This is a genomic window from Sinomonas sp. ASV486 (assembly GCF_030908215.1).
GTDB lineage: Bacteria > Actinomycetota > Actinomycetes > Actinomycetales > Micrococcaceae > Sinomonas > Sinomonas puerhi.
This window is the reverse complement of sequence record NZ_JAVFJK010000004.1, coordinates 141,994-164,795: the sequence shown is the minus strand read 5'-3', so window position 1 is coordinate 164,795 and position 22,802 is coordinate 141,994. Positions and strand designations below refer to the sequence as shown.

At 70.5% G+C, this 22,802-nt stretch carries 22 protein-coding genes, 1 tRNA gene and 1 other RNA gene; 10 read left to right on the top strand and 14 right to left on the bottom strand.

The annotated features are described in order from the left end of the window. Window positions 1-22: 22 nt before the first annotated feature. From purL to purS, 3 genes are read right to left on the bottom strand one after another with little or no spacing between them, the layout of a single operon-like run. Window positions 23-2,371, bottom strand: a complete 2,349-nt coding sequence (gene purL, locus RBS60_RS07355) for a phosphoribosylformylglycinamidine synthase subunit PurL (RefSeq protein ID WP_374049247.1) — start codon at window positions 2,369-2,371, stop codon at window positions 23-25. Next, complete coding sequence (gene purQ / locus RBS60_RS07350) at window positions 2,368-3,153, bottom strand: phosphoribosylformylglycinamidine synthase subunit PurQ (protein ID WP_307956892.1); 786 nt, start codon at window positions 3,151-3,153, stop codon at window positions 2,368-2,370. The genes purL and purQ overlap by 4 nt, the downstream gene beginning before the upstream one ends. A 1-nt stretch (window position 3,154) precedes the next feature. Further along, the gene (purS, locus tag RBS60_RS07345; protein WP_307956891.1) at window positions 3,155-3,433 is read right to left on the bottom strand and encodes a phosphoribosylformylglycinamidine synthase subunit PurS; all 279 of its coding nucleotides are present in this window, start codon (window positions 3,431-3,433) and stop codon (window positions 3,155-3,157) included. A 218-nt stretch (window positions 3,434-3,651) separates the two neighbouring features. On the opposite strand from purS, the gene RBS60_RS07340 reads away from it, so the two are divergent. After that, window positions 3,652-4,065, top strand: a complete 414-nt coding sequence (locus RBS60_RS07340) for a YchJ family protein (RefSeq protein ID WP_307956890.1) — start codon at window positions 3,652-3,654, stop codon at window positions 4,063-4,065. 497 nt (window positions 4,066-4,562) lie between these two features. On the opposite strand, the gene RBS60_RS07335 is transcribed toward RBS60_RS07340, so the two are convergent. Both RBS60_RS07335 and RBS60_RS07330 read right to left on the bottom strand, forming a co-directional pair. Next, window positions 4,563-5,651 (bottom strand): DUF6226 family protein, encoded by a 1,089-nt coding sequence (locus RBS60_RS07335; protein ID WP_307956889.1) that lies wholly within the window; start codon window positions 5,649-5,651, stop codon window positions 4,563-4,565. Window positions 5,652-5,666: 15 nt separating this feature from the next. After that, window positions 5,667-6,632 carry a 3-methyladenine DNA glycosylase gene (locus tag RBS60_RS07330; protein ID WP_307956888.1) on the bottom strand — a complete coding sequence of 322 codons (966 nt, stop codon included), beginning with the start codon at window positions 6,630-6,632 and terminating at the stop codon, window positions 5,667-5,669. A 39-nt stretch (window positions 6,633-6,671) separates the two neighbouring features. On the opposite strand from RBS60_RS07330, the gene RBS60_RS07325 reads away from it, so the two are divergent. After that, window positions 6,672-7,625 carry a patatin-like phospholipase family protein gene (locus RBS60_RS07325; RefSeq protein WP_307956887.1) on the top strand — a complete coding sequence of 318 codons (954 nt, stop codon included), beginning with the start codon at window positions 6,672-6,674 and terminating at the stop codon, window positions 7,623-7,625. Between the two features lie 112 nt (window positions 7,626-7,737). Here the strand turns inward: RBS60_RS07325 and RBS60_RS07320 are convergent, their stop codons facing one another. Further along, window positions 7,738-8,208, bottom strand: a complete 471-nt coding sequence (locus tag RBS60_RS07320; RefSeq protein ID WP_307956886.1) for a MarR family transcriptional regulator — start codon at window positions 8,206-8,208, stop codon at window positions 7,738-7,740. Window positions 8,209-8,290: 82 nt separating this feature from the next. Here RBS60_RS07320 and RBS60_RS07315 point away from each other — a divergent pair, with 82 nt between their 5' ends. Continuing rightward, complete coding sequence (locus RBS60_RS07315) at window positions 8,291-8,515, top strand: hypothetical protein (RefSeq protein WP_307956885.1); 225 nt, start codon at window positions 8,291-8,293, stop codon at window positions 8,513-8,515. Between the two features lie 81 nt (window positions 8,516-8,596). Beyond that, a complete protein-coding gene (locus RBS60_RS07310; protein ID WP_307956884.1) occupies window positions 8,597-8,803 on the top strand; it encodes a hypothetical protein in 207 nt (68 codons plus the stop codon). A gap of 109 nt (window positions 8,804-8,912) precedes the next feature. On the opposite strand, the gene RBS60_RS07305 is transcribed toward RBS60_RS07310, so the two are convergent. The 6 genes from RBS60_RS07305 to RBS60_RS07280 all read right to left on the bottom strand — a co-directional run bounded on the left by RBS60_RS07305 (window position 8,913) and on the right by RBS60_RS07280 (window position 16,097). Next, window positions 8,913-10,226, bottom strand: coding sequence for an aspartate kinase (locus RBS60_RS07305; RefSeq protein WP_307956883.1), 1,314 nt, complete (start codon window positions 10,224-10,226; stop codon window positions 8,913-8,915). Window positions 10,227-10,398: 172 nt separating this feature from the next. Beyond that, window positions 10,399-11,424, bottom strand: a complete 1,026-nt coding sequence (locus RBS60_RS07300; RefSeq protein WP_307956882.1) for a 2-oxoglutarate and iron-dependent oxygenase domain-containing protein — start codon at window positions 11,422-11,424, stop codon at window positions 10,399-10,401. A gap of 121 nt (window positions 11,425-11,545) precedes the next feature. Then, the gene (recR, locus tag RBS60_RS07295) at window positions 11,546-12,145 is read right to left on the bottom strand and encodes a recombination mediator RecR (RefSeq protein WP_307956881.1); all 600 of its coding nucleotides are present in this window, start codon (window positions 12,143-12,145) and stop codon (window positions 11,546-11,548) included. A gap of 9 nt (window positions 12,146-12,154) precedes the next feature. Then, on the bottom strand, window positions 12,155-15,163 hold the full coding sequence (locus tag RBS60_RS07290; RefSeq protein WP_307956880.1) for a DNA polymerase III subunit gamma and tau: 3,009 nt from the start codon (window positions 15,161-15,163) through the stop codon (window positions 12,155-12,157). A gap of 53 nt (window positions 15,164-15,216) precedes the next feature. Beyond that, window positions 15,217-15,313: signal recognition particle sRNA small type (gene ffs, locus RBS60_RS07285), an RNA gene on the bottom strand. Between the two features lie 46 nt (window positions 15,314-15,359). Continuing rightward, complete coding sequence (locus tag RBS60_RS07280; protein ID WP_307956879.1) at window positions 15,360-16,097, bottom strand: hypothetical protein; 738 nt, start codon at window positions 16,095-16,097, stop codon at window positions 15,360-15,362. 168 nt (window positions 16,098-16,265) lie between these two features. On the opposite strand from RBS60_RS07280, the gene RBS60_RS07275 reads away from it, so the two are divergent. The 5 genes from RBS60_RS07275 to RBS60_RS07255 all read left to right on the top strand — a co-directional run bounded on the left by RBS60_RS07275 (window position 16,266) and on the right by RBS60_RS07255 (window position 20,455). Then, on the top strand, window positions 16,266-16,976 hold the full coding sequence (locus RBS60_RS07275) for a response regulator transcription factor (RefSeq protein WP_307956878.1): 711 nt from the start codon (window positions 16,266-16,268) through the stop codon (window positions 16,974-16,976). Next, the gene (locus RBS60_RS07270) at window positions 16,973-18,355 is read left to right on the top strand and encodes a HAMP domain-containing sensor histidine kinase (protein ID WP_307956877.1); all 1,383 of its coding nucleotides are present in this window, start codon (window positions 16,973-16,975) and stop codon (window positions 18,353-18,355) included. Before RBS60_RS07275 ends, RBS60_RS07270 begins: the two co-directional genes overlap by 4 nt. A 113-nt stretch (window positions 18,356-18,468) precedes the next feature. Further along, a tRNA-Ser gene (locus tag RBS60_RS07265) sits at window positions 18,469-18,553 on the top strand. A 190-nt stretch (window positions 18,554-18,743) separates the two neighbouring features. Then, window positions 18,744-19,925, top strand: coding sequence for a M23 family metallopeptidase (locus tag RBS60_RS07260; RefSeq protein ID WP_307956876.1), 1,182 nt, complete (start codon window positions 18,744-18,746; stop codon window positions 19,923-19,925). 23 nt (window positions 19,926-19,948) lie between these two features. Beyond that, window positions 19,949-20,455: a glutathione peroxidase gene (locus RBS60_RS07255; protein WP_307956875.1), complete on the top strand. Its 507-nt coding sequence runs from the start codon at window positions 19,949-19,951 to the stop codon at window positions 20,453-20,455. 105 nt (window positions 20,456-20,560) lie between these two features. Here RBS60_RS07255 and RBS60_RS07250 read toward each other — a convergent pair whose 3' ends face one another. Next, window positions 20,561-21,136, bottom strand: coding sequence for a WHG domain-containing protein (locus RBS60_RS07250; RefSeq protein ID WP_307956874.1), 576 nt, complete (start codon window positions 21,134-21,136; stop codon window positions 20,561-20,563). Between the two features lie 58 nt (window positions 21,137-21,194). On the opposite strand from RBS60_RS07250, the gene RBS60_RS07245 reads away from it, so the two are divergent. Continuing rightward, window positions 21,195-21,680, top strand: coding sequence for a DUF4188 domain-containing protein (locus RBS60_RS07245; RefSeq protein WP_307956873.1), 486 nt, complete (start codon window positions 21,195-21,197; stop codon window positions 21,678-21,680). Window positions 21,681-21,801: 121 nt separating this feature from the next. Here the strand turns inward: RBS60_RS07245 and RBS60_RS07240 are convergent, their stop codons facing one another. Then, on the bottom strand, window positions 21,802-22,689 hold the full coding sequence (locus tag RBS60_RS07240; protein ID WP_307956872.1) for a hypothetical protein: 888 nt from the start codon (window positions 22,687-22,689) through the stop codon (window positions 21,802-21,804). Between the last annotated feature and the right edge of the window lie 113 nt (window positions 22,690-22,802).

Sequence of the window (22,802 nt, the reverse complement as noted above, 5' to 3'; positions counted from 1 at the left end):
CCGTTGCCTCGTCGGCCCGGTCTCAGCCGAAGTACTTCGGCAGCGTTCCCTCGTGGGCCTCGCGCAGATCGTTGATGGGAAGCTCGAACAGCCCCTGCACCTCGAGGCTCGTCGCGAGGACATCGACCACTCCGAGGCGCACCACGGGGTAGTTCCGTGCGGAGGCCATGTCGTTGAAGCGGACCTCCTCGGAGCGCGGGACGGCCACGACGGCGCGGCCCTGCGACTCGGAGAAGAGCGCCGTGAACGCGTCCACGCCGTCCCGCTCGCACAGGTCGTCCAGCGCCACCCGCGCGCCCACGCCGAAGCGCAGCACCATCTCGGACAGGGCCGCGGCGAGGCCGCCCTCCGAGAGGTCGTGCGCGGCGTCGATCATGCCGTCGCGCGAGGAGTTGATGAGGATCGCGCCGAGCGTCTTCTCCACCTCGAGGTCGAGCTTCGGCGGGAGGCCGCCCAGCTGGCCGCGCAGGTTCGCGAACTCGGAGCCGTCCAGCTCGTCGCGGGTCACTCCGAGCAGGTAGATCGCCTGCCCGTCCGCGTTCCTCTGCCAGCCCGACGGCGTGCGGCGAGCCACGTCGTCGAACTTGCCGAGGACACCGACCACCGGGGTGGGGTGGATCGGCGTCGAGCCCGTCTGGTTGTACAGCGAGACGTTGCCGCCGGTGACCGGGACGCCGAGCACCTGGCATGCGTCCGCAAGGCCGCGCACGGCCTCGGCGAACTGCCACATGACCTCGGGGTCCTCGGGGGAGCCGAAGTTGAGGCAGTCGGTGACGGCCATCGGCACGGCGCCGGAGGTGGCGACGTTGCGGTAGGACTCGGCAAGGGCGAGCTGGGCGCCCGTGTACGGATCGAGGTAGGCGTAGCGGCCGTTCGCATCCGTCGAGATGGCGATCCCGAGGCCGGTCTCCTCGTCGACGCGGACCACGCCGGCGTCGTCGGGGGTCGCGAGGGCCGTGTTCCCGCCCACGTAGCGGTCGTATTGGTTGGTGACCCACGACTTGTCGCACATGTTGGGGCTCGCCATGAGCTCCAGGACTGCGGCCTTGAGGGCCTCACCCGTCGAGGGGAGGTCCTTGCCGGCCTCCGAAGCGCGGAAGGTGTCCGCCTGGATGCCGTCGAGCCACTCGGGGCGGTTGAACGGGCGATGGTAGACCGGGCCTTCATGGGCCACCGTCCGCGGGTCGACGTCGACGATGGTCTCGCCGTCCCACGTAATGACGAGGCGCCCGTCCTCGGTGACCTCGCCGAGCCACGAGTACTCGACGGCCCACTTGTCCATGACCTTCTCGAACGCCTCGACGTTCTCCGGGGTCACGACCGCCATCATGCGCTCCTGCGACTCGGACATGAGGATCTCACCCGGGGTCAGGGTGGGGTCGCGGAGCAGCACGTTCGTGAGCTCGACCCGCATGCCGCCGTCGCCGTTGCTCGCGAGCTCGCTCGTGGCGCACGAGATGCCGGCCGCCCCGAGGTCCTGGATGCCCTCGACGAGCGAGTGCTTGAACAGCTCGAGGCAGCACTCGATGAGCACCTTCTCGGCGAACGGGTCTCCGACCTGGACAGCGGGGCGCTTGCTCGGCTTGCTGTCGTCGAAGGACTCGGACGCGAGGACGGACGCGCCGCCGATCCCGTCGCCGCCCGTGCGGGCCCCGAACAGGACGACCTTGTTGCCCTCGCCGGAGGCGTTGGCGAGGCGGAGGTCCTCGTGGCGCAGCACGCCGACGGCGAGGGCGTTCACGAGGGGGTTGGCCTGGTAGACCGAGTCGAAGACCACTTCACCGCCGATGTTCGGCAGGCCGAGGGAGTTGCCATAGCTCCCGATACCCGAGACGATGCCGTGCACGAGGCGCGGGGTGTCGGGGTGGTCGATCGCGCCGAAGCGCAGCGGGTCCATGACTGCCACGGGGCGCGCGCCCATCGAGATGATGTCGCGCACGATCCCGCCGATGCCCGTCGCCGCACCCTGATGCGGCTCCACGAAGGAGGGGTGGTTGTGCGACTCGACCTTGAAGGTCACGGCCCAGCCATCGCCCAGATTGGTGACGCCGGCGTTCTCGCCGATGCCCACCATCATGTCCTTCTTCATCTCGTCGGTGAGCTTCTCGCCGAACTGGCGCAGGTGCACCTTGGAGGACTTGTAGGAGCAGTGCTCGCTCCACATGACCGAGTACATCGCGAGCTCGGCCGCGGTGGGGCGGCGGCCCAGGAGCTTGACGACCTCGTTGAATTCGTTCTCCTTGAGGCCGAGCTCGGCCCAGGGGAGATCGGTCTCGGGGGTTGCGGCCGCGTGCTCGACCGTGTCGATGTTGAACTTGCGGGATGCCGCTGCGTCGGTTGCCACGGTATTGGTCTCGTTCCCTGCGCTCACTTGGTACCTCCAGCAACCAGCGTGGTCAGGACGGACGTGAAGAATCCGAGCCCGTCGGTCGAATAGTCGGAGGAATCTGGGTCCAGCGGACCGAAGCCGGGCTCGACGGCGTGCTCGGGGTGCGGCATGAGGCCGACGACGTTGCCTGCGGCGTTCGTGATGCCCGCGATGTTACGGCGCGACCCATTTGGGTTCCAGCCCACGTAGCGGAACACCACGCGGCCCTCGCCCTCGAGCTCGTCGAGGGTCTTCTTGTCCGCGACGTACTGCCCGTCCTGATTCTTCAGGACGATCGTGATCTCCTGGCCGACCTCGTACTCGCTGGTCCACGCCGTCGCGTTGTTCTCGACGCGCAGGGTCTGGTCGCGGCAGATGAACTTGAGGTGGTCGTTCTTGATCATCGAGCCGGGGAGCAGGTGTGACTCGGTGAGGATCTGGAAGCCATTGCAGATGCCCAGCACGGGAAGCTTCGCGTCCGAGTTCGCTGCATCGACGATTTTGCCCATGAGCGGGGCGAACCGCGCGATCGCGCCCGCGCGCAGGTAGTCGCCGTAGGAGAACCCGCCCGGGAGCACGACGGCGTCGACATCGCCCAAGGTCGTGTCCGCGTGCCACAGGGGCACGGCGGTGGCGCCCGCGAGACGGACAGCGCGAGCGGCGTCGCGGTCGTCGAGGGTGCCGGGGAACGTCACGACGCCAATCCGGGCACCGGAAAGAACAGCGCCGGAGAGCGGCGCGGACTCCCGGGCGCTCAGGTCTGCGATGAGGGGGACCTCGCTCATGTCAGTTGGCCTCGACGGTCTCGGTCGATTCGTCCGCGAGGACCTCGACGTTCACGACGTCCTCGATGACAGGGTTCGAGAGCATCGTCGCGGCGGCGGTGCGGGCCTGCTCGAGGACCTCGTCCGTGACGGGACCGTCCACGGTGAGCTCGAAGCGCTTTCCCTGGCGCACGCCGCTGAACGCGGTGAAGCCCAGACGCGGCAGTGCACCGACGATCGCCTTCCCCTGCGGGTCGAGAATCTCGGGCTTGGGCATGACGTCGACAACGATCCGCGGCATCGAAAGAGGCTCCTGTGCATAGGGGGGATTGCCCCCCGATTCTACGCCAGCGCCCTTCATTGGCCGGAACCGGCTCGGGTCACACGCACGTCAGGGGCCGACTGTGACACGGGTCATGGGTGGTCCGGCGCCGTCGTGCTTGCCATCGGCGCCCTGGCCGCCGGCGCCGGGGCAGCCCAGGCCGCGCCCGGCGGGGGCCGCTTCGCTAGTCTGGCGGCATGACGCTCGACCCTGACTCCCGATGCCCCTGCTGCAGCGGGGACACGTATGGCGCGTGCTGCGGACGGTTCCACTCGGGGCTATCGGCGGGCGCCCTGCCGCCCACCGCGGAGGCACTCATGCGTTCGCGCTACAGCGCGTTCGTCGGCCTTGACGCGGCGTACCTCCTGGCGACCTGGCACCCGTCTACCCGACCGGCCACGCTGGAACTCGACGAGACGACGCAGTGGCGCCGACTCGACGTCGTGCGCACGACGGCGGGTGGTCCCTTCGACACGCAGGGCACCGTGGATTTCGCAGCCCATTGGCGGGAGGGCGGGGACGTGAGCGCCCGGCGCGGCGTGATGCGGGAGCACTCGAGGTTTGTGCGCGAGGGCGGCCGGTGGTTCTACCTCGACGGTGACGCCTCGTAAGGGCGTACCCCTCAACGCGCAGAAATCAGGCCCTCAACCGATGGATGGGGGAGGGCTGGCACAAGGGAAGGGCGCGTCGGCTACGGCGCGCCCTTCGCGGCATCTGGCTTTCTGTCGAGTGATTGACGGAATCCGGCCCCTTCGAGCCCGGACCGCATGGGGGGTCGAGGCCTCAACCCTGCTGCGGTGTTCCGGCGTCCTTCTCTTTCGCTGCCTTCACCTCTCTGTCGTCCTTGACTTTGAAGAACTATTCGGGCGAGTCCCGCGGCGACAGCAAGGGCAATGATCACGAGCAATGCGGTCTCGGGCTCCCCAGCCCCGTCCCTTGCTTCCTGCGGTGCTCGTTTTGGTGTAGTGGAATCTACTCCGCGCCGGACTCGAAAGACCCGGACGAATAGGGCACATTTTCTTTCGCTAATAGATCCGCGAAGATTCGGATCCAGGCCCCGCGCGCCCATGCGGCGAGCCCAGCCTCGGGCGCACGCCGCCACCGGACTTCATCCCGCTAGCGGCCAGGGCTGCCAGCCACGCTGCAACCCGGCAACTCGGGTGCGGGCCGCGTCGAGGATTTCGGCGCCCTGAGCAGTATGGAGACCGCCCCCGCGCTTCCTCGTCGATCCGGCCCCGCGTTCATAGGCGAGCGCGTGCTCGAACCAATCGGGCTCCGGCCCGGGGAAGCGCTCGGCGAACCGGCCCTCGGCAACGGCAAGGACCGTCTGCTCGAGGTCGCGGAGATCGGCATCGGTGGGCCAGATGACCTCGCCGGCTGGGTTCCGCAGTCGGTGGTGCTCCTCGAAGACGTCCCTCGGCATGGCCGGGAACCTGAAGCCGGTCAGCGCCCCAGCGCGCACTGCGACTCCACGGACGGGCGAGACGGCCATCGCGAGCGGCGCCGCGTCTGGCGATCCCGGCTCGACGGTCACGGCCCATCCTCCGCCCTCGAGGTCATCGCCCCTCGGGAGGGATGGAGGAGCACCGCTGCGGACGGCGACGCGGTAGTTGGCTTGGAGATGGGTGAGGAGCGCGAGGGCAATCTGCTCCAGGGCCCCGGCGTCACCGGGCTCCGCACCGGCGGGCCGCACGTAGGGGTGCGGGAGGGTGCGGGGCACGGGTTCGGGGAAATCGAGCGGCTCGGCGTAGACGGCCGCGGCCCAGGCGCGCACGCGCTCGCTCAGCTGTTCCAGTTGTTCAGGCGTGGCGTCGCCCAGACGCGTCAGCAGGGTGAGAGGCGTGATTCGCTGCCGGGGGCCACGGACGATGTCGCCGACCCAGCAGGCATCCGGGCGGAGCGCCGTGAGCGCATTCCCGAGGAACACCGCCGCGGCCTCGGCCAGCCCGGGCCGATCCATCATCTCGCGGTGGTGCGCGCGGAGCTGCCCGACGAGCGCAACGGGGTCACGCGCCGTCGTGCGCGGATCGATGCCGCGGGAGGCGAGGAAGCCGACGAAAGGCGCGTACCCGGCGCGGTGCCGGACGGGGGCGGCCGAGGGTCCATCGGGGCGCGATGTGTACGCCGCGGCCCTTCGCGCCATCGGAGCGGATGCGGGCAGCGCGCGGGCAGGCCCCTCGAACAGGTCCTCCTCCATCCCGCCAGCGTAGCCTCAGGCGAGAACCGCCTCCAAGGTCGCGAGCGCCGTCGTGAGTCGCCCGCGCAGCACCGCGGCCTCGGCTGCGAACCCGCGCTGAGCCTCGACATACGCGGACTTCCCGGCGGGCCTCTCGATGGCGATGGGCTCGAATCCCCAGTCCGAGAGGTCGTAGGGGGACGCCTGCATGTCCATCGTGCGCACACGCCACGCGAGCTCGAAGCAGTCCATGAGCAGCTCGCCCGGGACGGCGGGCCCGAGCTTGTACGCCCACTTGTAGAGGTCCATGTTGGCGTGGAGACATCCGGGCTGCTCGAGGTCGCGCTGGGCGGCTCGCGTCGGCTGGAGCTCATTGAGCGGCACGGCGTCGGGGGCGTAGAACCGGAACGCGTCGAAGTGCGTGCAGCGGATGCGGTGCTCCTCGACCACACGGTCCGTGCCTGCGGCCCCGAGCCGCAGCGGCAGGTACTCGTGCCGGATCCCGAACTTCTCCGACCGGTAGGCCATCGCCCACTCGTGCAGCCCGAAGCAGCCGAAGTTCGCAGGCCGCTCCGCAGTGCCGCGCAGGATCACGCCGCAGAAGCGGATGGTCTCCTCACGCTCGCCGGCGTACGCGGGCAGGTCGAGCACGACGGCGGCACTCGCCCCAGGTGCGTCGCCGGCGGGAAGCCCCGCAGCGGCCCGCTCGGCCTCGGTCAGCGCGCGGTAGTGCTTCCAGCCGAGCCTCTCCCGCGCGGCGTCGCCCACGAGCGCAACCCCCGCCCCCGGGTGCCAGCGGCCGAGCTGCCCGGGCTTGTGGGTGTAGTAGGTGAAGAGGAAGTCCTCGATGGGGTGCTTCTTCCGCGCATTGCGCCGCGCCACGAACGGTTCCGCGAACCGTGCGACCCGTTCCGCATGCGCCCGGGCACGCGGGAGCCACTCGTCCTCGGCGAGGACGGAGTTTACTGACGCGAGTGGGCTCAACGGGACGGGCAAGGGCACCCATCGATTATCCCCGAGTCTGGCCCTACGATGGGCGGCATGTCACGGGCGCTGATCCTCGGTTCGGGCGGCCACACCGCGATCGGGTGGGAGGTCGGGGTCCTGCACGGCCTCGCTGCTGGCGGAGTGGATGTCCAGAACTGGGACTACATCGTGGGCTCCTCGGCCGGCTCGTTCGTGGGCGCGCGGCTCGCGGCCGGCCTCCTCGATGCGACGTACACCGACCTCACGAGCGGGGATCCCGCCGTCGAGCGTGCGGCCTTCGCCGCCGGCATGGGCAACAGCCTCCCGTACCTGCTGAGTCTGCGGGGCCAGATCGGCAGGGCCGCCGTGCAGGCGTGGATCGCCGGTGCGGTGGTGCGCCGGTTCGCCGGTTCCGCGCGGCTCGGCGGCCTCCGTCCCCTGCGCGCGGTCCCGGCCGCGCTGGGCCGGGCCTTGGGGCCGGGGAGGCTCACGGCCCGCGAGATGACGGACCTCGCGGCCCTCGCCGTCGGGCTCCGGCAGAGGCAGGCTGCGTGCTACGAGGCGTACTGGGCGGGGAAGCTCATGCCGGAGGCCGACTGGCCCAGCATGCGTCTGGGGATCATTGCGTTCTGCTCGAGTCTGGGGCAGCGGCGCGTCATCGAGGCGACCGACGGCGTGCCGCTCGCCCGTGCGGTCGCGGCCAGCACCTCGATCCCTGGGCTGGTCGGGGCCGTCGAGATCGGCGGACGCCATCACATCGACTGCGGGGCGCTCGATTCGACGAGCGCAGACCTCGCTGACGGGTTCGACGACGTGCTCATCCTCGCTCCGGATGCGAATCCTGGTGAGCTTGCGAGAACGGTGCCGACGCTCGAGGCGGGAGGTTCACGCGTGAGAGTCATTGCGCCGAGCGATCCTGCCTCGTTCGGGGAGGGCGTCCAGCATCTCGACGTCAGCCGAGTGCCGGCGGCGACTGCGCTCGGTGTCCGCGACGGCAGGGAGGCCGTCGAGCGGCTCAGGACGGCGTGACACTCGCGGCCGAGGCGGCGGTCGGACGCGTTCGGCGTCGCAACGTGCTGCCACAGACCCCGCAAGGGGGTGCCAGGGACCCCGCAACGGGGGAGGAGCGAGGGGCGGGTCGTCAGCGGTGGCGCATCAAGGCGTCGGCCTCGCGGCTCGCCTGGGCGGCGGCGATGAGCCGCATCATGGACGCGTGCAGCTCGGCGGCCTCGTCCCGCGTGATGTTCAGCCGCGACATCATGGTGGTGGGCACAGACAGGGCCTGCTCGCGCAACGCCGTGCCCGCGGGGGTGAGTGCGATGTCTAGGGCCCTCTCGTTCCCCGTCTGGCGCGTGCGCGTCACGAGCCCGGCGTCCTCGAGCCGTTTGAGCAGCGGGGTCACCGTGGCCGGCTCGAGGAGGAGTGCCTCGCTGATCTCCTTGACGGTCCGCGGTGAACGCTCCCACAGCGCGAGCATCACGAGGTACTGCGGGTGCGTGATGCCAAGCCGGTCCAGAACGGGCCTGTAGGAGGCGACGACGCTCCGGCTCGCCACGCTCAGCCCAAAGCAGAGCTGCTTCTCGAGCAGGAGGTCTTCGCTGTCGTAGGCCATGGTCGATCCTCGATTCATTAGTGCACTAATAATGAGTGTACTGTTGATCTGAGAGAGCGTCAGGCCGAGGAGAGGAACAGCGATGTCGGACGAGGGCTTCGTGCAGAAGTTCATGCGGGCAACGGACAAGTTGCGTCTGGTATTCGGCCCGGCCAACCGCAGCTCGACCACGCACGAGATGACCGAGGAGAATCGGCGCCTCCTGGCCCAGCGCGAGGCCGAGTCGCAGCAGTGGGAAACGCTCACGCGCCCCGATGGCAGCACCTATGTGGTGCCCAAGAACCCGGACGATCGATCCCTGCGCTGACTCCGACGGCACTCATCTCCCCCTGAGATCTGCGTCACACCGGGCGTACAATGTCCGGTACTGGAAAGGGGGTGAAAAGAGATGCCCCGCACGCACAAGGTTCTCGACACCTTCATGCATGTCACCGAGCGAGCCGCTGCGGTCTGGGGTCCAGCGTCGCACAGCGATCCCGATGCGCCGGTGGTCCACAGGCACGACGACTTCGAGCAGGCCTCGGAGACTGAACTGCGCACCTTCGACGTCGAGACCGACTCCGAAGGACACCACTACGCCGTCCGCAACGACTAGACCCCCCCGATCACCCCCCACTCGGTTTTCGACGTCGCTGAACCACCGACGGCCGGTCACCTTCCCAAGGAAGGTGACCGGCCGTCGTCGTGCGCGCGGGCAGCAGGCCTCAGCGGCCGGTGCCTCCGTAGACGGTCGCCTCGGCGTCGGAATCGAGGTTGAAGGCCGAGTGGATCGCACGGACAGCGTCGTCGAGCAGGTCAGCGCGGGTCACCACGGAGATGCGGATCTCGGAGGTCGAGATCATGTTGATGTTGATCCCGGCGTCCGAGAGGGCCTGGAAGAACGTCGCGGAGACGCCCGGGTTGGAGCGCATCCCGGCGCCGATGAGGGAGAGCTTGCCGATCTCGGCGTTGTACTCGATGTCCTCGAAGCCGATCTCGTCCTGGGCGGCCTTGAGGGCGGTGAGCGCGTCGGCGCCCTCAATGATCGGCAGGGTGAAGGAGATGTCCGTCTTGCCCCGGCCGAACGTGGAGATGTTCTGGACGATCATGTCCACGTTCGCGTGCGCCTTGGCAATGACCTGGAAGATCGCGGCGGCCTTGCCGGGGATGTCCGGGACGCCCACCACGGTGACCTTGGCCTCGGAGCGATCGTGCGCGACGCCAGAGATGATGGGCTGTTCCAAAGCGACTCCCTCGCTGATGGTGATCGTGTCGTCGGGGCTGGGCAGGACCCACGTCCCCTCATGCTGGCTGAACGAGGACCGCACATGCACGGGCACCCCGAAGCGGCGCGCGTACTCGACGCAGCGCAGGTGGAGAATCTTGGCGCCGGACGCGGCGAGCTCGAGCATCTCCTCGCTCGAGATGCGGTCGATCTTCTTCGCCGTCGGCACGACGCGCGGGTCCGCGGTGTACACACCGTCCACGTCGGTGTAGATCTCGCACACGTCCGCGTTGAGCGCGGCGGCGAGGGCGACGGCGGTGGTGTCCGAGCCGCCGCGGCCGAGGGTCGTGATGTCGTGGGACTCGCGGCTCACGCCCTGGAAGCCGGCGACGATCGCGATCGCGCCCTTGTCGAGGGCCGTGCGGACGCGGTGCGGGTCGACGTCGATGATGCGCGCCTTGCCGTGGATGCCGTCCGTGATCATGCCGGCCTGGGAGCCGGTGAAGGAGCGCGCCTTCGCGCCGAGCTTGCTGATCGCCATGGCCAGGAGCGCCATCGAGATGCGCTCGCCGGCGGAGAGGAGCATGTCCATCTCGCGGGCCGGGGCCTCGTCGGTGATCTGCGAGGACAGGTCGAGCAGCTCGTCGGTCGTGTCACCCATCGCGGAGACCACGACCACGACCTCGTGCCCCGCGCGCTGGGTCGCCACAACGCGCTCGGCCACCCGCTTGATGCCGGCCGCGTCCGCGACGGACGAGCCGCCGAACTTCTGGACGATGAGCTGCCGGGCAGGCAATTCGAGGGGCAACGACATACGGGCACACTCACAGGGGGTCGAGACGTCAGAAAGGGTCCCAGCCAGTTTACGCGCGGCCCCTGCACGCCGATCAATTGTGACCGGTCCGTGGACGCCGGGGGCCACACGCACGACGGCGGGCGGCCCGCCCGGGGGCCCGCTCGCCGTCGTGCGTCGTGACAGGGGTGGATCAGCCGACGAGCTCCGGGTAGTGGATCCTCGCGGTCTGGGGGTGGGCGCGCAGCCAGCCCTTGAGGACGTTCTGGCCGTACGAGGCGAGCATGGGGTTGTGCGGGTCATCGGAGACGCCGCGGGCCTGGGCCGCAAGGTCCGCGGGCAGCTCGACGGGCTCGATCACGGCGTCGAGGCGGGGGGACCAGAAGAACGGCACCGAGTAGCGGTCCACGCCCGCGGGCGGGGCGATGACGCGATGGATCGTGGCCATGAGGTAGCCGTCGGTGGCAACCTCGAGCATCTCGCCGAGGTTCACCACGAGGGCTCCCGGCGTCGGCGGGACGTCGATCCACTCCTCCTGGCCGTACGGCTGGACCTCGAGCCCGCCCACCTCGTCCTGGAGGAGCAGCGTCACAAACCCGTAGTCCGCGTGGAGGCCCACGCCCTGCCGCCCCGCTTCGGGAACAACACCGGTGCCCACGTAGTGCACGAGCTTGCCCATCCAGGCCGGGGTCCCGGCGAAAGGCTCCGCGAAGTGGTCCTCGGGCAGGCCGAGCGAGACCGAGATGGCGGCGAGGAGTTCGGCGCCGACGGCGGACATGAGCTCGGCCCAGTCCATCGCGGCCTTCTCGAGCGCCGGGAACCCGGCGGGCCACTGGTTCGGGCCCTGGAGGTTCAGGTACGGGCGGTTGGCCGGGACATCCTCGAGGGGGAGTCGCTCGGGGCCGTAGTCAATCTGCTCGCGGGCGTCCGCGCGGCCCCGCGTCACCTCGGTCCCGAGCCGCGTGTAGCCGCGGAACTGGGCGGAGTTGCGGTTGTCGAGGGCCAGACGGTCCTCGAGCGGCTCGCGGAAGAACTGGGCGACCGTGTCGAGGAGCTCCCGGTCCTGGCCGGGACGCGCGCCGTAGCCCGTGATCTGGAAGAAGCCGACGTTGTGCGTCGCGTCCCGCAGCGCATCCAGGAACTCCGAGGTGAACGTGCCATCCGCTCCCCTCGCGGCTGAGAGGTCGAGGGCAGGGATGGAGGTGCGTGCCGTGCTCATGTTTCCAGCATGCGCCGCTTGCCGCCGGGGGCTTAATAGTCTGTCACACTTCAATTCGGCGACACGCGAGCGCGACCCGGCCCGGCGGCGTCGTGCGCGGTTGGTGCAGCCCGTGCCCGGCTCAGCCGATCGCGCTGCGGCGGCCCTCGAAGGCTCGCCCGAGCGTGACCTCGTCGGCGTACTCGAGGTCGCCGCCCACGGGCAGCCCAGACGCCAGACGCGTGACGCTGACGCCGATCGACTTGAGCATGCGGGCCAGATAGGTGCTCGTCGCCTCGCCCTCGAGGTTGGGGTTCGTGGCCAGGATGATCTCGGTGACCGTCTCGTCGTTGAGCCGCGTGAGGAGCTCGCGGATGCGCAGCTGGTCCGGCCCGACTCCGGCGATGGGGTTGATTGCGCCACCCAGAACGTGATAACGGCCACGGTAGGCCCGCGTGCGCTCGATCGCGAGCACATCCTTCGACTCCTCGACCACGCAGATCACGCTCGGATCCCGGCGCGTATCCCGGCAGATCGAGCACGTGTCCTGCTCCGAGACGTTGCCGCAGATCTGGCAGAACTTGACGCGTTCCTTGACGCTGATGATCGCCGTGGCCAGACGCTTCATGTCATCGGCATCCGCCTCGAGGATGTGGAAGGCGAGCCGCTGGGCGGACTTCGGTCCGATGCCGGGAAGCCGGCCGAGCTCATCGATCAGTTCTTGGACTACGCCTTCATACACCCCACTACGCTACCGCGGGGGAATGACACTGCCGTCCAGGCCGCGCTCCTCGATGAGCTTGCCGCCCAGGATCCGCTCGACCGCCGCGCGCCCGAACAGGCTGGACTGCTCGACCGTCTCGTCGTCTGCGCTCGGGACCTCCTCGACATACGCCTGGGGGGCGGGCGCCTGCTGCTGGGGCTGCTGCTGGGCCATCTCCGCGGCGGCCTTCTGGCTGAGGCGCTCGTACATGCTCAGCTTCCGGCCGCCCTGGGAGGCGGCGGCCGCGTTCGCGGGGGCTTTGGGCTGGATGGGCGCCTGGGCGGCCGCCGGTGCGTACGACGGCGCTGCTGCCGCCGGCTGCTGCGCGAGCGGCCCGGGAGTCGCGGGCTGCTTCGCGGTGGGGGAGGACTCAGCGGAGCCCGCCGGGGTGCTCCCGTTGCGGACGTTCGGCTCCGTTCCCACGCTCCAGACGCCAGGGGTGCTTTCCCGCGCGAACGACCACGGGTCCGCCGAAGCCGTGGTGTCCTTGGCTGAATCGCCGCGGCTTGCCGGACTGCCGCCGGCGTTCTGCATCCTCTCGCGCGTCGGACCTGTCTGACGGCTGGGCTGACCGGTGGACGTTGGCTGCGGGGGCTGCTGACGGCGTGCAGCCGAGTACCCGGAGTCCTCGGGGTACGGCTCGTCCCACTCACCGGTCGGTTCCTCATCCGAGTAGGGGATGTCGTCGTAGGGGGACGGAGCGGGCGCGGGGGTCGGTGCGGACGGGAAGCGGGCCTCCCGCGCGGGGGTCTCCGGTGTTTGGGCCTCAGGCGTGCGCCCCTGCGGCTGCGTGGGCACTTCGGCGGGGTGCGCATCTCGTGGACGTGCCTCCGCGTTCAGGGCGGGGGAGGCGCCGGGTGCGCTCGGCTCGGGTATGTGGGTCTCGGGCGTGCTCCCTGGCTGTTGCGTGGGCAGCTCGGCAGGGTGCGGACCCTGCGGTTGCGTTCGCGTCTTCGCGGTGGAGGCGCGCGTCGGGACAGGGCTGGAGGCGGGAGCCGTTGCAGGGGTCGCAGACGCAGGTGCCAGACCCCATGCAACGTCCGCGGCGGAGGGAAGCGACGAGACCGGCGGTGTCTTCGGCGGCGTGGACGGTGTTGGGGCAGCTGCCGGTTGGGCGGCCGAACGAGCGGTGTGACGGGAGGCCGACGGCTCCGGTTCGGCGTTGCCGGAGGCAGGAGCAGACTGTGCCGCGGGGGCCCTCCCGGGCAGGGGGGTGCCCGGGTGCGGATCAGCGGGCGCTTTTGGGCGCTCCCCACCTCCCGCGGTGGGAGCAGTCCCTGGCCCATTGCCTCCCGTGACGGCGTCGATCTGACAGTCGACCCCGAGCACGGTCTGAATGGCCCGGTGCAGGTTCTCGGAATGGTCTGCGCGGCTGAACGCGGCAGCCAGTCCGGATGTCCCGAAGGCCAGGGCAAGGGTGCGGCCGTCGAAGCCCGCGACCGAGGCGTTCGGTCCCACGAGCGCCCACGTGCTGCGCTTGACCTTCGCGAGCGCGTCGAGGATCTCAGGCCAGGCGCGCCGGAACATCTCGACGCTCCCCGCGCCCCCACCCTGCGCCGAGGTCACCCCCTGTGGCGCCGAGGTCACCCCCTGTGGCGCCGACGTCACCGGTTCTGGCGCCGACGTCACCGGTTCTGGCGCCGAGGTCGCCCCGTGTGGCCCCGAGGTCGGGGCTTCGGATCGGGGCTTCGACTCCGCTTCGCTTCGCTCAGCCACCGGCGCGGCTGGCCGTTCGGCCATCGGCTGGGGCTTCGATTCCGGCGCGCTGCGCTCAACCACCGGGGTCGCGGTGCGCTCGACCGCCGGAGCCAGCCCCTCGCCGTCGTGGGCGAAGGAGAGGCGGCGCTCAAGGCGGTCCACCCGCGCGGCCCAGCCGCGCTCGGCCATATCAGCTGCGGGGAGCATGAGCCGCGCGCACAGGAGTTCGAGGTGCAGGCGCGGTGACGTGGCCCCGGTCATCTCGTTGAAGGCCTCGTTGGTGACGTCCGCCGCGCGGGAGAGCTCGGCGGCGCCGAGGTTCTGGGCTTGGACGCGCATGCGGGCGAGCTGGTCGGCGGGGACACCACGCAGAATCGATTCGGCGGCGTCGGGCAGGGCCTGGACGATGATGAGGTCGCGGAACCGCTCGAGCAGGTCCTCGACGAAGCGCCGCGGATCGTGTCCGGTCTGGATCACGCGGTCGACGGCGCGGAACACCGTCCCGGAGTCGCCGGCGGCCATGGCGTCCACAACGTCGTCGAGCAGCGCGGCATGCGTGTATCCGAGGAGCGCGACGGCGAGCTCGTAGTCGATCCCCTCCGTCCCGGCGCCGGCCATGAGCTGGTCGAGCACCGACAGCGAGTCGCGGACGGATCCGCCGCCGGCCCGCACCACGAGTGAGAGCACGCCGGGTGCCACGGGCACGTGCTCGGACGCGCACAGCTGCTCGAGGTACGCCAGGAGCGGCTCGGGGGGAACGAGCCGGAACGGGTAGTGGTGGGTACGCGAGCGGATCGTGCCGATGACCTTGTCCGGCTCGGTCGTCGCGAAGATGAACTTGATGTGCTCCGGCGGCTCCTCGACGATCTTCAGGAGCGCGTTGAATCCGGCCGAGGTGACCATGTGGGCCTCGTCGATGATGAAGATCTTGTAGCGGTCCCGCACGGGCGCGAAGGTGGCGCGCTCGCGGAGGTCGCGGGCGTCGTCGACGCCGCCGTGGCTCGCGGCGTCGATCTCGATGACGTCAAGGGAGCCGGACCCCCCGCGCGCGAGCTCGACGCAGCTCGAGCAGACCCCGCACGGGGTCGGCGTGGGGCCCTGCTCGCAGTTGAGGCAGCGGGCCAGGATGCGTGCCGAAGTGGTCTTGCCGCAGCCGCGCGGCCCGGAGAAGAGGTAGGCGTGGTTGACGCGGTTCTTGCGCAGCGCCGTCATGAGCGGTTCGGTGACATGTTCCTGCCCGATCACGTCCTGGAACGTGTCCGGCCGATACCGGCGGTAGAGGGCAGCGGGAGCAGTCACGGAAGAAACCCTACCAATCGGGACCGATACCCGGTCCGGGTTATCCACAGGTACGTAAAGGCCCCTCATGCACCCGCCAGAGCCCACTTACCCTTGCTACCTTCCGGTCCTGGGGGAGTTCAGCAGGATGACGCCACATGAGGGGCTGGAGACCATCTTAGCGGAGTTCGGCGGGTGCTCCGAACCGCGGCCGAGGTCAGCTGCCGGATGAGGGCGATGGCGAAGGTGCGGGTGTTGCCGGAGCCTTCGCAGGCGCCTTCTGGATCGCCTGGGCGACCTTCTGGACCGCCGCGCCGTAGGTGCCGTCGAGCGCGCGGCCCTTGATGGCCTGCGCATCTGCGGCTTCCTGGCCCGCCGCGGCGCCCGCGAGCTGCCACAGGTCCTGGCGCAGCTTCTCGGGGAGGCGGCGGAACGCGGCCGGGAACCGGTTGATCGCGGCCCGCGCGGCAGTCTGCGCGTGCTCGCCGTACTGGGCCGTGCCGTCCTGGCGGATCACGACGGCGAGCACGCGCCTCAGTGCGGACCGCGCCGGGTGCTTCGCGGACGACGGCGCACTGCCGCCTGCCGTGGATGCCGACGATGAGGGGACCGCCGCCGCGGCGGGGGCCACGAGGGCGGCGAGGTCGACGCTGGATACGCCCGAACCGGATGCGGATCCGGCGGTTCCGGGAACCGCCGTGTCGACTGCCGAGTCGACCGCCGCGACGTCCTCGCCCACGCCGTCGAGCGAGGTGAGGCTTGCGAGGGACTCCTGGCCGGCCTCACCGGACGCCTCCTGGCTGGCCGACGCGCCGGGCGCCTGAGCGGCATTCGCCTGGAGCGCCACGGCCACGCCGCCGCCGGCGAGGGCGGCGGCCGCGAGGGCCGAGGTGGCCCCCGCGATCCAGCGGCGGCGTCGAGGGGGAGTGTGGAGGAGGTCTGACTGGGGGTTCATGGCGGTGCCTTTCGTTCCGGGAGGAGCTCCGGGGGAGCCCTGGAGATGGCTCCATGATCGCGAGCCCGCGCAAGGGCCGTGTTCGGCCACTGTTCGGGGAACGTAAAGTCTGCCGCGGTGGGCCGGATGGCCACGCTGCCACGCGCCGTCGTGCGCTTGAATGAGAGGGTGGAAGAGGATCGGGGCCTCGTGCTCGTGGCCGAGGACGAGCAGGCCATCGCTGATCTCGAACGCCTGTACCTCGCCCGTGCCGGCTACGGCGTGCATGTGGAGCGCGACGGCGCGGCCGCGCTCGAGCAGATCCGGCGGCTCAGGCCCGTGGCGATCGTCCTCGACGTGGGCCTGCCCGGCCTCGACGGCGTCGAGATCTGCCGCCGCCTCCGCGAGGCAGACGACTGGACACCCGTGATCTTCGTGACCGCCCGCGACGACGAGGTGGACCGCGTGCTCGGCCTCGAACTCGGCGCCGACGACTATCTGACCAAGCCGTTCTCCCCGCGGGAGCTCGTGGCCCGGATCCGCAGTATCCTCCGCCGCACGGCAGGACCGCAGGCGCCGCGCGTCCTGAGCGTCGGGACCGTGCGGCTGGACCTCGGCAGGCGCACCGCCGAGGCAGAGGGACTGCCCGTCCAGCTGACCGCGATGGAATTCGACCTCCTCGCGCACCTCATGTCCCAGCCCGGGCGCGTGTTCAGCCGGGAGCAGCTCCTCGCCGCCGTGTGGGGGCAGGCCGACTACGGCGGCGGGCGCACGGTGGACGTCCACGTGGCCCAGCTCCGCGCCAAGCTCGGCGCGGCGAGCCCTCTGCGCACCACGCGCGGCGTCGGGTACAGCGTGGCCGCCGACCCCGCTGGCACCGAGCGGCGGGGGCTCCCGTGAAGGCCTGGTTCCGTTCCCTGCACGCCCGGGTCACGCTCGTCATGGCCGCCGTGGCGGCGATCGCCACGCTCGTGGCGGGGTTTGTCGGGGCGCAGCTCATCCGCTCCGCCGCCGTGGACCAGGCGCGCTCGAGCCTGGCCCGCGAGGCGACGGCCCTGAGCGCCTCGGGGAGCGTGACCGACCTCGCCTCCCTGCGCGAGCTCGCATTCGGCGAGGCCGGCCGGATCGCGCTCGTGCAGCCGGACGGCACAGTGACCGGGGCGGGGCGCCGGCTCGTGAGCGCTGCGGCCGCGCGGAAGGTCCTCGGGGGCCAGTCGGTGTCGCAGACCGAGACCGTGCTCGGCGTGCCGGTGGTCGTGGAGGCCCGTCCCATCTCCGCTGGCGGCGGACTTGTCCTCGCCGAACCCGTCTCGGCGGTCACGCAGGCCGCCGGGCCACTCGTCACCCGGCTCCTGTGGTCCCTCCTCATCGGCTTCGCGGCCGCCGTGCTCGGCGGGGCCCTCGTGGCCCGGTGGGTCGCGCGGCCGCTCGTGCGGGTGGCCGGTGCCGCGCGCCGGCTCGCCGGCGGTGAGCGGGGCGTGGCGGTCGACGCCGCGGGGCCGGCCGAGGTGCGCGAGGTCTCCGAGGCCCTCGCGGGCCTCGACGCCTCTCTCGGCGCGAGTGAGGCACGCCAGCGCGAGTTCCTCCTCTCCGTCTCGCATGAGATGCGCACGCCCCTCACGGCCCTGCAGGGCTACGCCGAGGCGCTCGCTGACGGGATCATCGCGGCCGACGACGTTCCCCGCGTCGGCAGGACCCTGTCCGCCGAGACCGAGCGGCTGGACCACTTTGTCCGTGACCTCCTTGAGCTGGCCCGGCTCGAGGCAGACGACTTCCGCGTCGATCTGCAGGCCGTCGACGCCGCTGCCGTGCTTCCCACCGTGGTGGAAGCGTGGCGCGGGGTGTGGGAGCCGGCGGGCGTCGCGATGCGCGCCGGGGTGGCTGGCCCGCTGTCCGTTGTGACGGATGCGCGCCGGCTGCGGCAACTGCTCGACGGGCTCGTCGAGAATGCGCTCAGGGCCGTGCCGCCGGGGGCGCCCGTGGTGCTGTCTGGGCGGCAGGAGGGCGGCGCCGTCGTGCTCGAGGTCCGCGACGGCGGTCCGGGGCTGAGCGACGACGACCTGCGGCACGCTTTCGAGCGGGGCGCGCTGCGGGGCAGGTACGCGGGGGAGCGGAAGGTCGGCACTGGGCTTGGGCTCTCGATTGCCGCGCGGCTCGCGTCACGGATGGGCATCCGCCTCGCCGCAGGCCGGGCACCCGAGGGCGGTGCTGCGTTCACGCTGACGCTTCCCGCGGCGCCCGGTTCCGTGCCCGGCGCGGGGCGCGATGCGGCGTCCTGAATCAGGCCCGGATGGGCGGCAGGGGCATGCGGCAGGGGCGGGCGCGCGCGGCCGATTCGGTGCATCGGCCGCGTTCAGGTATTCTGGTACCTGCTCTTGACGGAGCACAGCCTGGAGGATTCGCCTAGCGGCCTATGGCGCACGCCTGGAACGCGTGTTGGGTTCACGCCCTCGGGGGTTCAAATCCCCCATCCTCCGCGCAATCCCATGCAGAATACCCCGGTCCTCGGACCGGGGTATTCTGCATTTTCGGAGCCTACTTGGGTCCTGCGAATCGTGTACTTGATTCGTGGGCCCACGACTGGCCAAACGGGTGGCGGGATGCCCAGAATAGGACCGTGCGCCGCGGGCATCTGCGGCGCAGCGACTGATTGGGGAGTCACCGACGATGCCACGCGCCCTTGCCGCCACCATTTCTCGTCTGCGAGCCAGACTGTCCGCCGGCCTGACGGTCGCGGTCGCCGTCTCCGTCTTCGGCGCGGGTCCGGTCCTCGCGAGCGATGTCTTCCCGTTCGGCCCCATCACGGCGGACCCGGGGGCGGTCGTGCCGTTCTACCGCACCGCGGTCGGCTCCGTCGCGGCAGGGCACGTCTCTGCGGTCCTCGTGGCGCAAGCGAACCTCCACCGGCCCGAGGCAGGCAAGCTCTACGCGCCCCTCACGAGCCTTGTTCCGAGCTCTCCGTTCGGCTACCGGATCAATCCGCTCACGGGGCAGGTGGGCGAATTCCATTGGGGCCAGGACTTCGCCGCCGGGTGCGGCACCCCGGTCTATGCGGCCGACGCCGGTGTGGTTCGTGCCGCCGGCTGGCACCCCTGGGGCGGCGGGAACCGGGTCGAGATCGATCACGGCAACGGTCTTGTCACGACCTACAACCACATGCTCGGTGCAGCCGTGAAGGTGGGTGAGTCGGTCGAGGTCGGCCAGGTTGTCGGGCTCGTCGGGTCCACAGGCTCCTCGACCGGATGCCACCTCCACTTCGAGACGATCAAGGACGGCAAGTACATCGATCCGATGACCTTCACGTTCATCGCGCTCACGCAGGGGACCCCGCTCGGCACCGTCCAGATCACCGACTACTCGCCGAAGGATGGCAAGTCCACCAACGAGCGCCAGAACTGGGCCATCCCGGCCCTCGCCCAGGAGCCCGCCCCCGGTGAGACGGTGGTTCACGCCCCTGCCGCCCCGACGCCTCCGCCGCTCGTTGACCCGACGCCGGCCGGCCCGCCCGCCGCGCCTCCGGCGACCTCCCAGGTCCCGGCCGGAGGGACGACATCCACGAGCTCGCCCAGCCCGACGTCGTCGTCCTCCCCGAGCCCGGCCTCGTCCCCCAGCCCCACGCCAACGGCGTCGCCGACGCAGACGGCGACGGCGACTCCCACCCCAACGACGACCGCTACGGCCACCCCGACGCCGACCGCTACGGCCACCCCGACGCCTACTCCGACTGCGACGTCGTCTTCGACCCAGACGACGACTGCCCCGGCGGCCGCACAGACCACGACGGCCAGCCCGACGTCGTCGTCCACTGCGACGTCGTCCCCGACCGCAACCCCCAAGCCGACCTCCTGATCGGAGCCCCTTAGACTGGCCCGATGAGCCTGCATGAAACTGTCGTGACCCTCAACGACGGAACCGCCACGACGTTCGGCGATCTAGCTGCGGGGCGCGCCGCCCTCGTGGTGAACGTCGCCTCGAAGTGCGGATTCACGCGACAGTACGACGGCCTCGAGGCGCTGTACGAGGAGTTCGAGCACCGCGGGCTCTTGGTCCTCGGCGTCCCGTGCAACCAGTTCGCCGGCCAGGAGCCCGGGACCGATGCGGAGATCGAGGAGTTCTGCCGGCTGAACTTCGGCGTCACGTTCCCGCTCACGGCCAAGGCCGACGTCCTCGGCACGAAGCAGCACCCGCTCTACGCCGCCCTGACGCAGTTCCCGGCCGACGATGATCTGGGCCACAAGGTCAAGTGGAACTTCGAGAAGTTCCTCGTCAACCCGGACGGTGAGGTCGTCGGGCGGTTCCGCTCGGCTGTCGAGCCCGAGGCGGAGGAGCTCCGCACCGCGATCGAGTCGGTCCTCCCCGCGCGCGTTCCAGCCCCCTGACGCCGAGGTCACCCCGTGTGACGTTGAGGTCACCCCGCGTGGGCGCGAGGTCACCCCGTTGGGACGCCGTCCCCGCCGTCTAGCGTCGAGCGGACCCAGCCGGTGTCAGGCGGCCCAGGCCCGCAGCACCGCATCGAGCGTGGACCGGTACAGACCGCCCCAGTCGGCGTCGGTCGGCCCGACGGAGGCGAGTTCGAGGCTCACGAGCCCATGGACCTGCCCCCAGATGCCCAGCACGATGATGTCGAGCGGCTCATCCCGCAGGACCCCTGATTCCTGGCCCGCTGCAACGGCGTCCCGCAGCGGCGCCATCGAATCCCCGGCGGCCTCCGGATCCGGCGAGCAGTCGGCGTAGGCCGCGAGCGCCCCGCCGAACATGAGCCGGTAGAGCGCCGGGTGCGCGAGCGCCCACTCGCGGTACGCGACCCCGAGAGCCAGCAGCCCGCCGTCGGCCGCAGCCCGCTGTGAGGCGCCGAAGGAGGCGAATGCGCCGTCCAGCACAGCTGCGAGCAGTTCTGCCTTGCCGCCGAAGAGTGAGTACACGGCCGTCGTGGAGGTCCCAGCGTCGGCGGCAATCTGCCGCAGCGACAAGCGGGCGGGGCCGTACCGGTCGACGCCGCCCGCGGTCACCTCGAGCAGCCTCTCCCGCAGCGCCGCATCGTGGAGCGTGGGTCTTGCCATGGCCCAAGTATATTCGTAACGTTGTTTTGTAACAGCGTTACGAATCAAGGAGCGAGCCATGGCACAGAAAGTCTTCCCCGGCCGATACACGGCGGCGCCTGGCAGGCCCGTCACGGTGTTCCTCATCGGGATGCGGGCCAACCGATGGTGGAAGCTCGGCACGGTGATGCGCGTCGCCTCAGCGATGCCAGGCATGCTGCGGCACCTCGGCGAGAACCCTGACGCTGGAATGCTCGGCTGCGAGGGGTGGTTCGGGCGGACCACGGTTCTCGTGAGCTACTGGGAGAGCCCCGAGCACCTTCAGCGCTTCGCTTCCGACCGCGACGCGCCACACCTCGCGCCGTGGCGGGACTTCATGCGGACGGTCGCGGGAAGTGGCGACGTCGGGGTCTACCACGAGACCTACGAGGTGGCCCCCGGGGGCATCGAGGCCGTCTACAACGGGATGCCCCTGTTCGGGCTCGCCCGTGCCACCGGCCACGTGCCCGTTACTGCCGGCCTCAACACTGCCCGGCAACGGCTCCGCTCCTCCGGGGCGGTCTGAAGCACGACGGCGAGGGGCGGCGCCGTCGTGCGTCGCACCAGGCGATCTCGGCGTCACACGGCACGACTTCGGCGTCAGAGGACCCGACTTCGGCGCCACACGGGGTGATCTCGCGGTGGGGTCAGGCGGTGCCGAGCGCGTCCCACCAGCGGGCGAGGAACGCAAGCCCGGCGTCGTCGTGGATGACTTCAGGGCCGAGGCCGAGGTACGCGGCGGTGTGGATCTCGTAGGGCTTCTCGGGGACGCCGTCGGCAGGACGGACGTCCACATGAACCACGGTGTGGTCGTTGTGGTGCAGCCAATCGGCCATGGCGTAGTCGGTGCGGGAGTCGCCCATCGTGAACCACGCGGCCGGGACGATTCCGTCGCGGCGCAGCCGCTCGCAGGCGCGCGCCGCGCCAAGGTCCTTGCCGAGCCTCACGGACTCGATGTCGGTGGAGATGATGGTCGGATCGACGCGGTAGTCCACCTCGTCGTCGCTCCCGGGGGCGTGGTGGTCCAAACGAGCCGCGGCGAGCCCGTGCTGGCCCATGAGCGTCAGGGCGTCGGCGTCGAAGCGCTCCTGCTCGGCCCGGTAGTCCTCATTGGAGACATCGACGCGCTGCTCGACCGAGACCATGGCCCGCTTGGTCTCGTCGAAGAACATGTGCTCTGCGTACTTCGCGGACACGAGCCCGCGGACGTCGTCGGCGAACTCGGACGGCACGGCGAGGTCCCGGTCCACGTGCACCGTGCCCGCGCCGCCAGCCGTGAACGAGAACCACGTGGCGCCCTTCTCGCAGACCGCGTGCACCATGAGTCCGTCCGGCATCCCGGCTTCGATCATCGGCTCCATGACCTGGCCGCGGATGAAGGCATCCGAGCGGCCGGTATTGAAGATGATCGGGATCTGGGCCGCGCCCAGCTCGTTGAGGAGCGCGATGATCTCGGGCTTCACGGTGCGCGTCACGGGGCTCGCGATGGGTCCGTCGACGTCGAGGAGCAGGGCAAAGGGCGGGGCGGTGTCCATGGGGCCATTCTTCCACCGGGTTCGGCAGCCCCGGGCCCGAATAACCGTTTGGCCACAATGCTCCGTGCCTGCCCATCCACGCTCACGCGCGGCAGGATCGCGAGCCTAGTCTT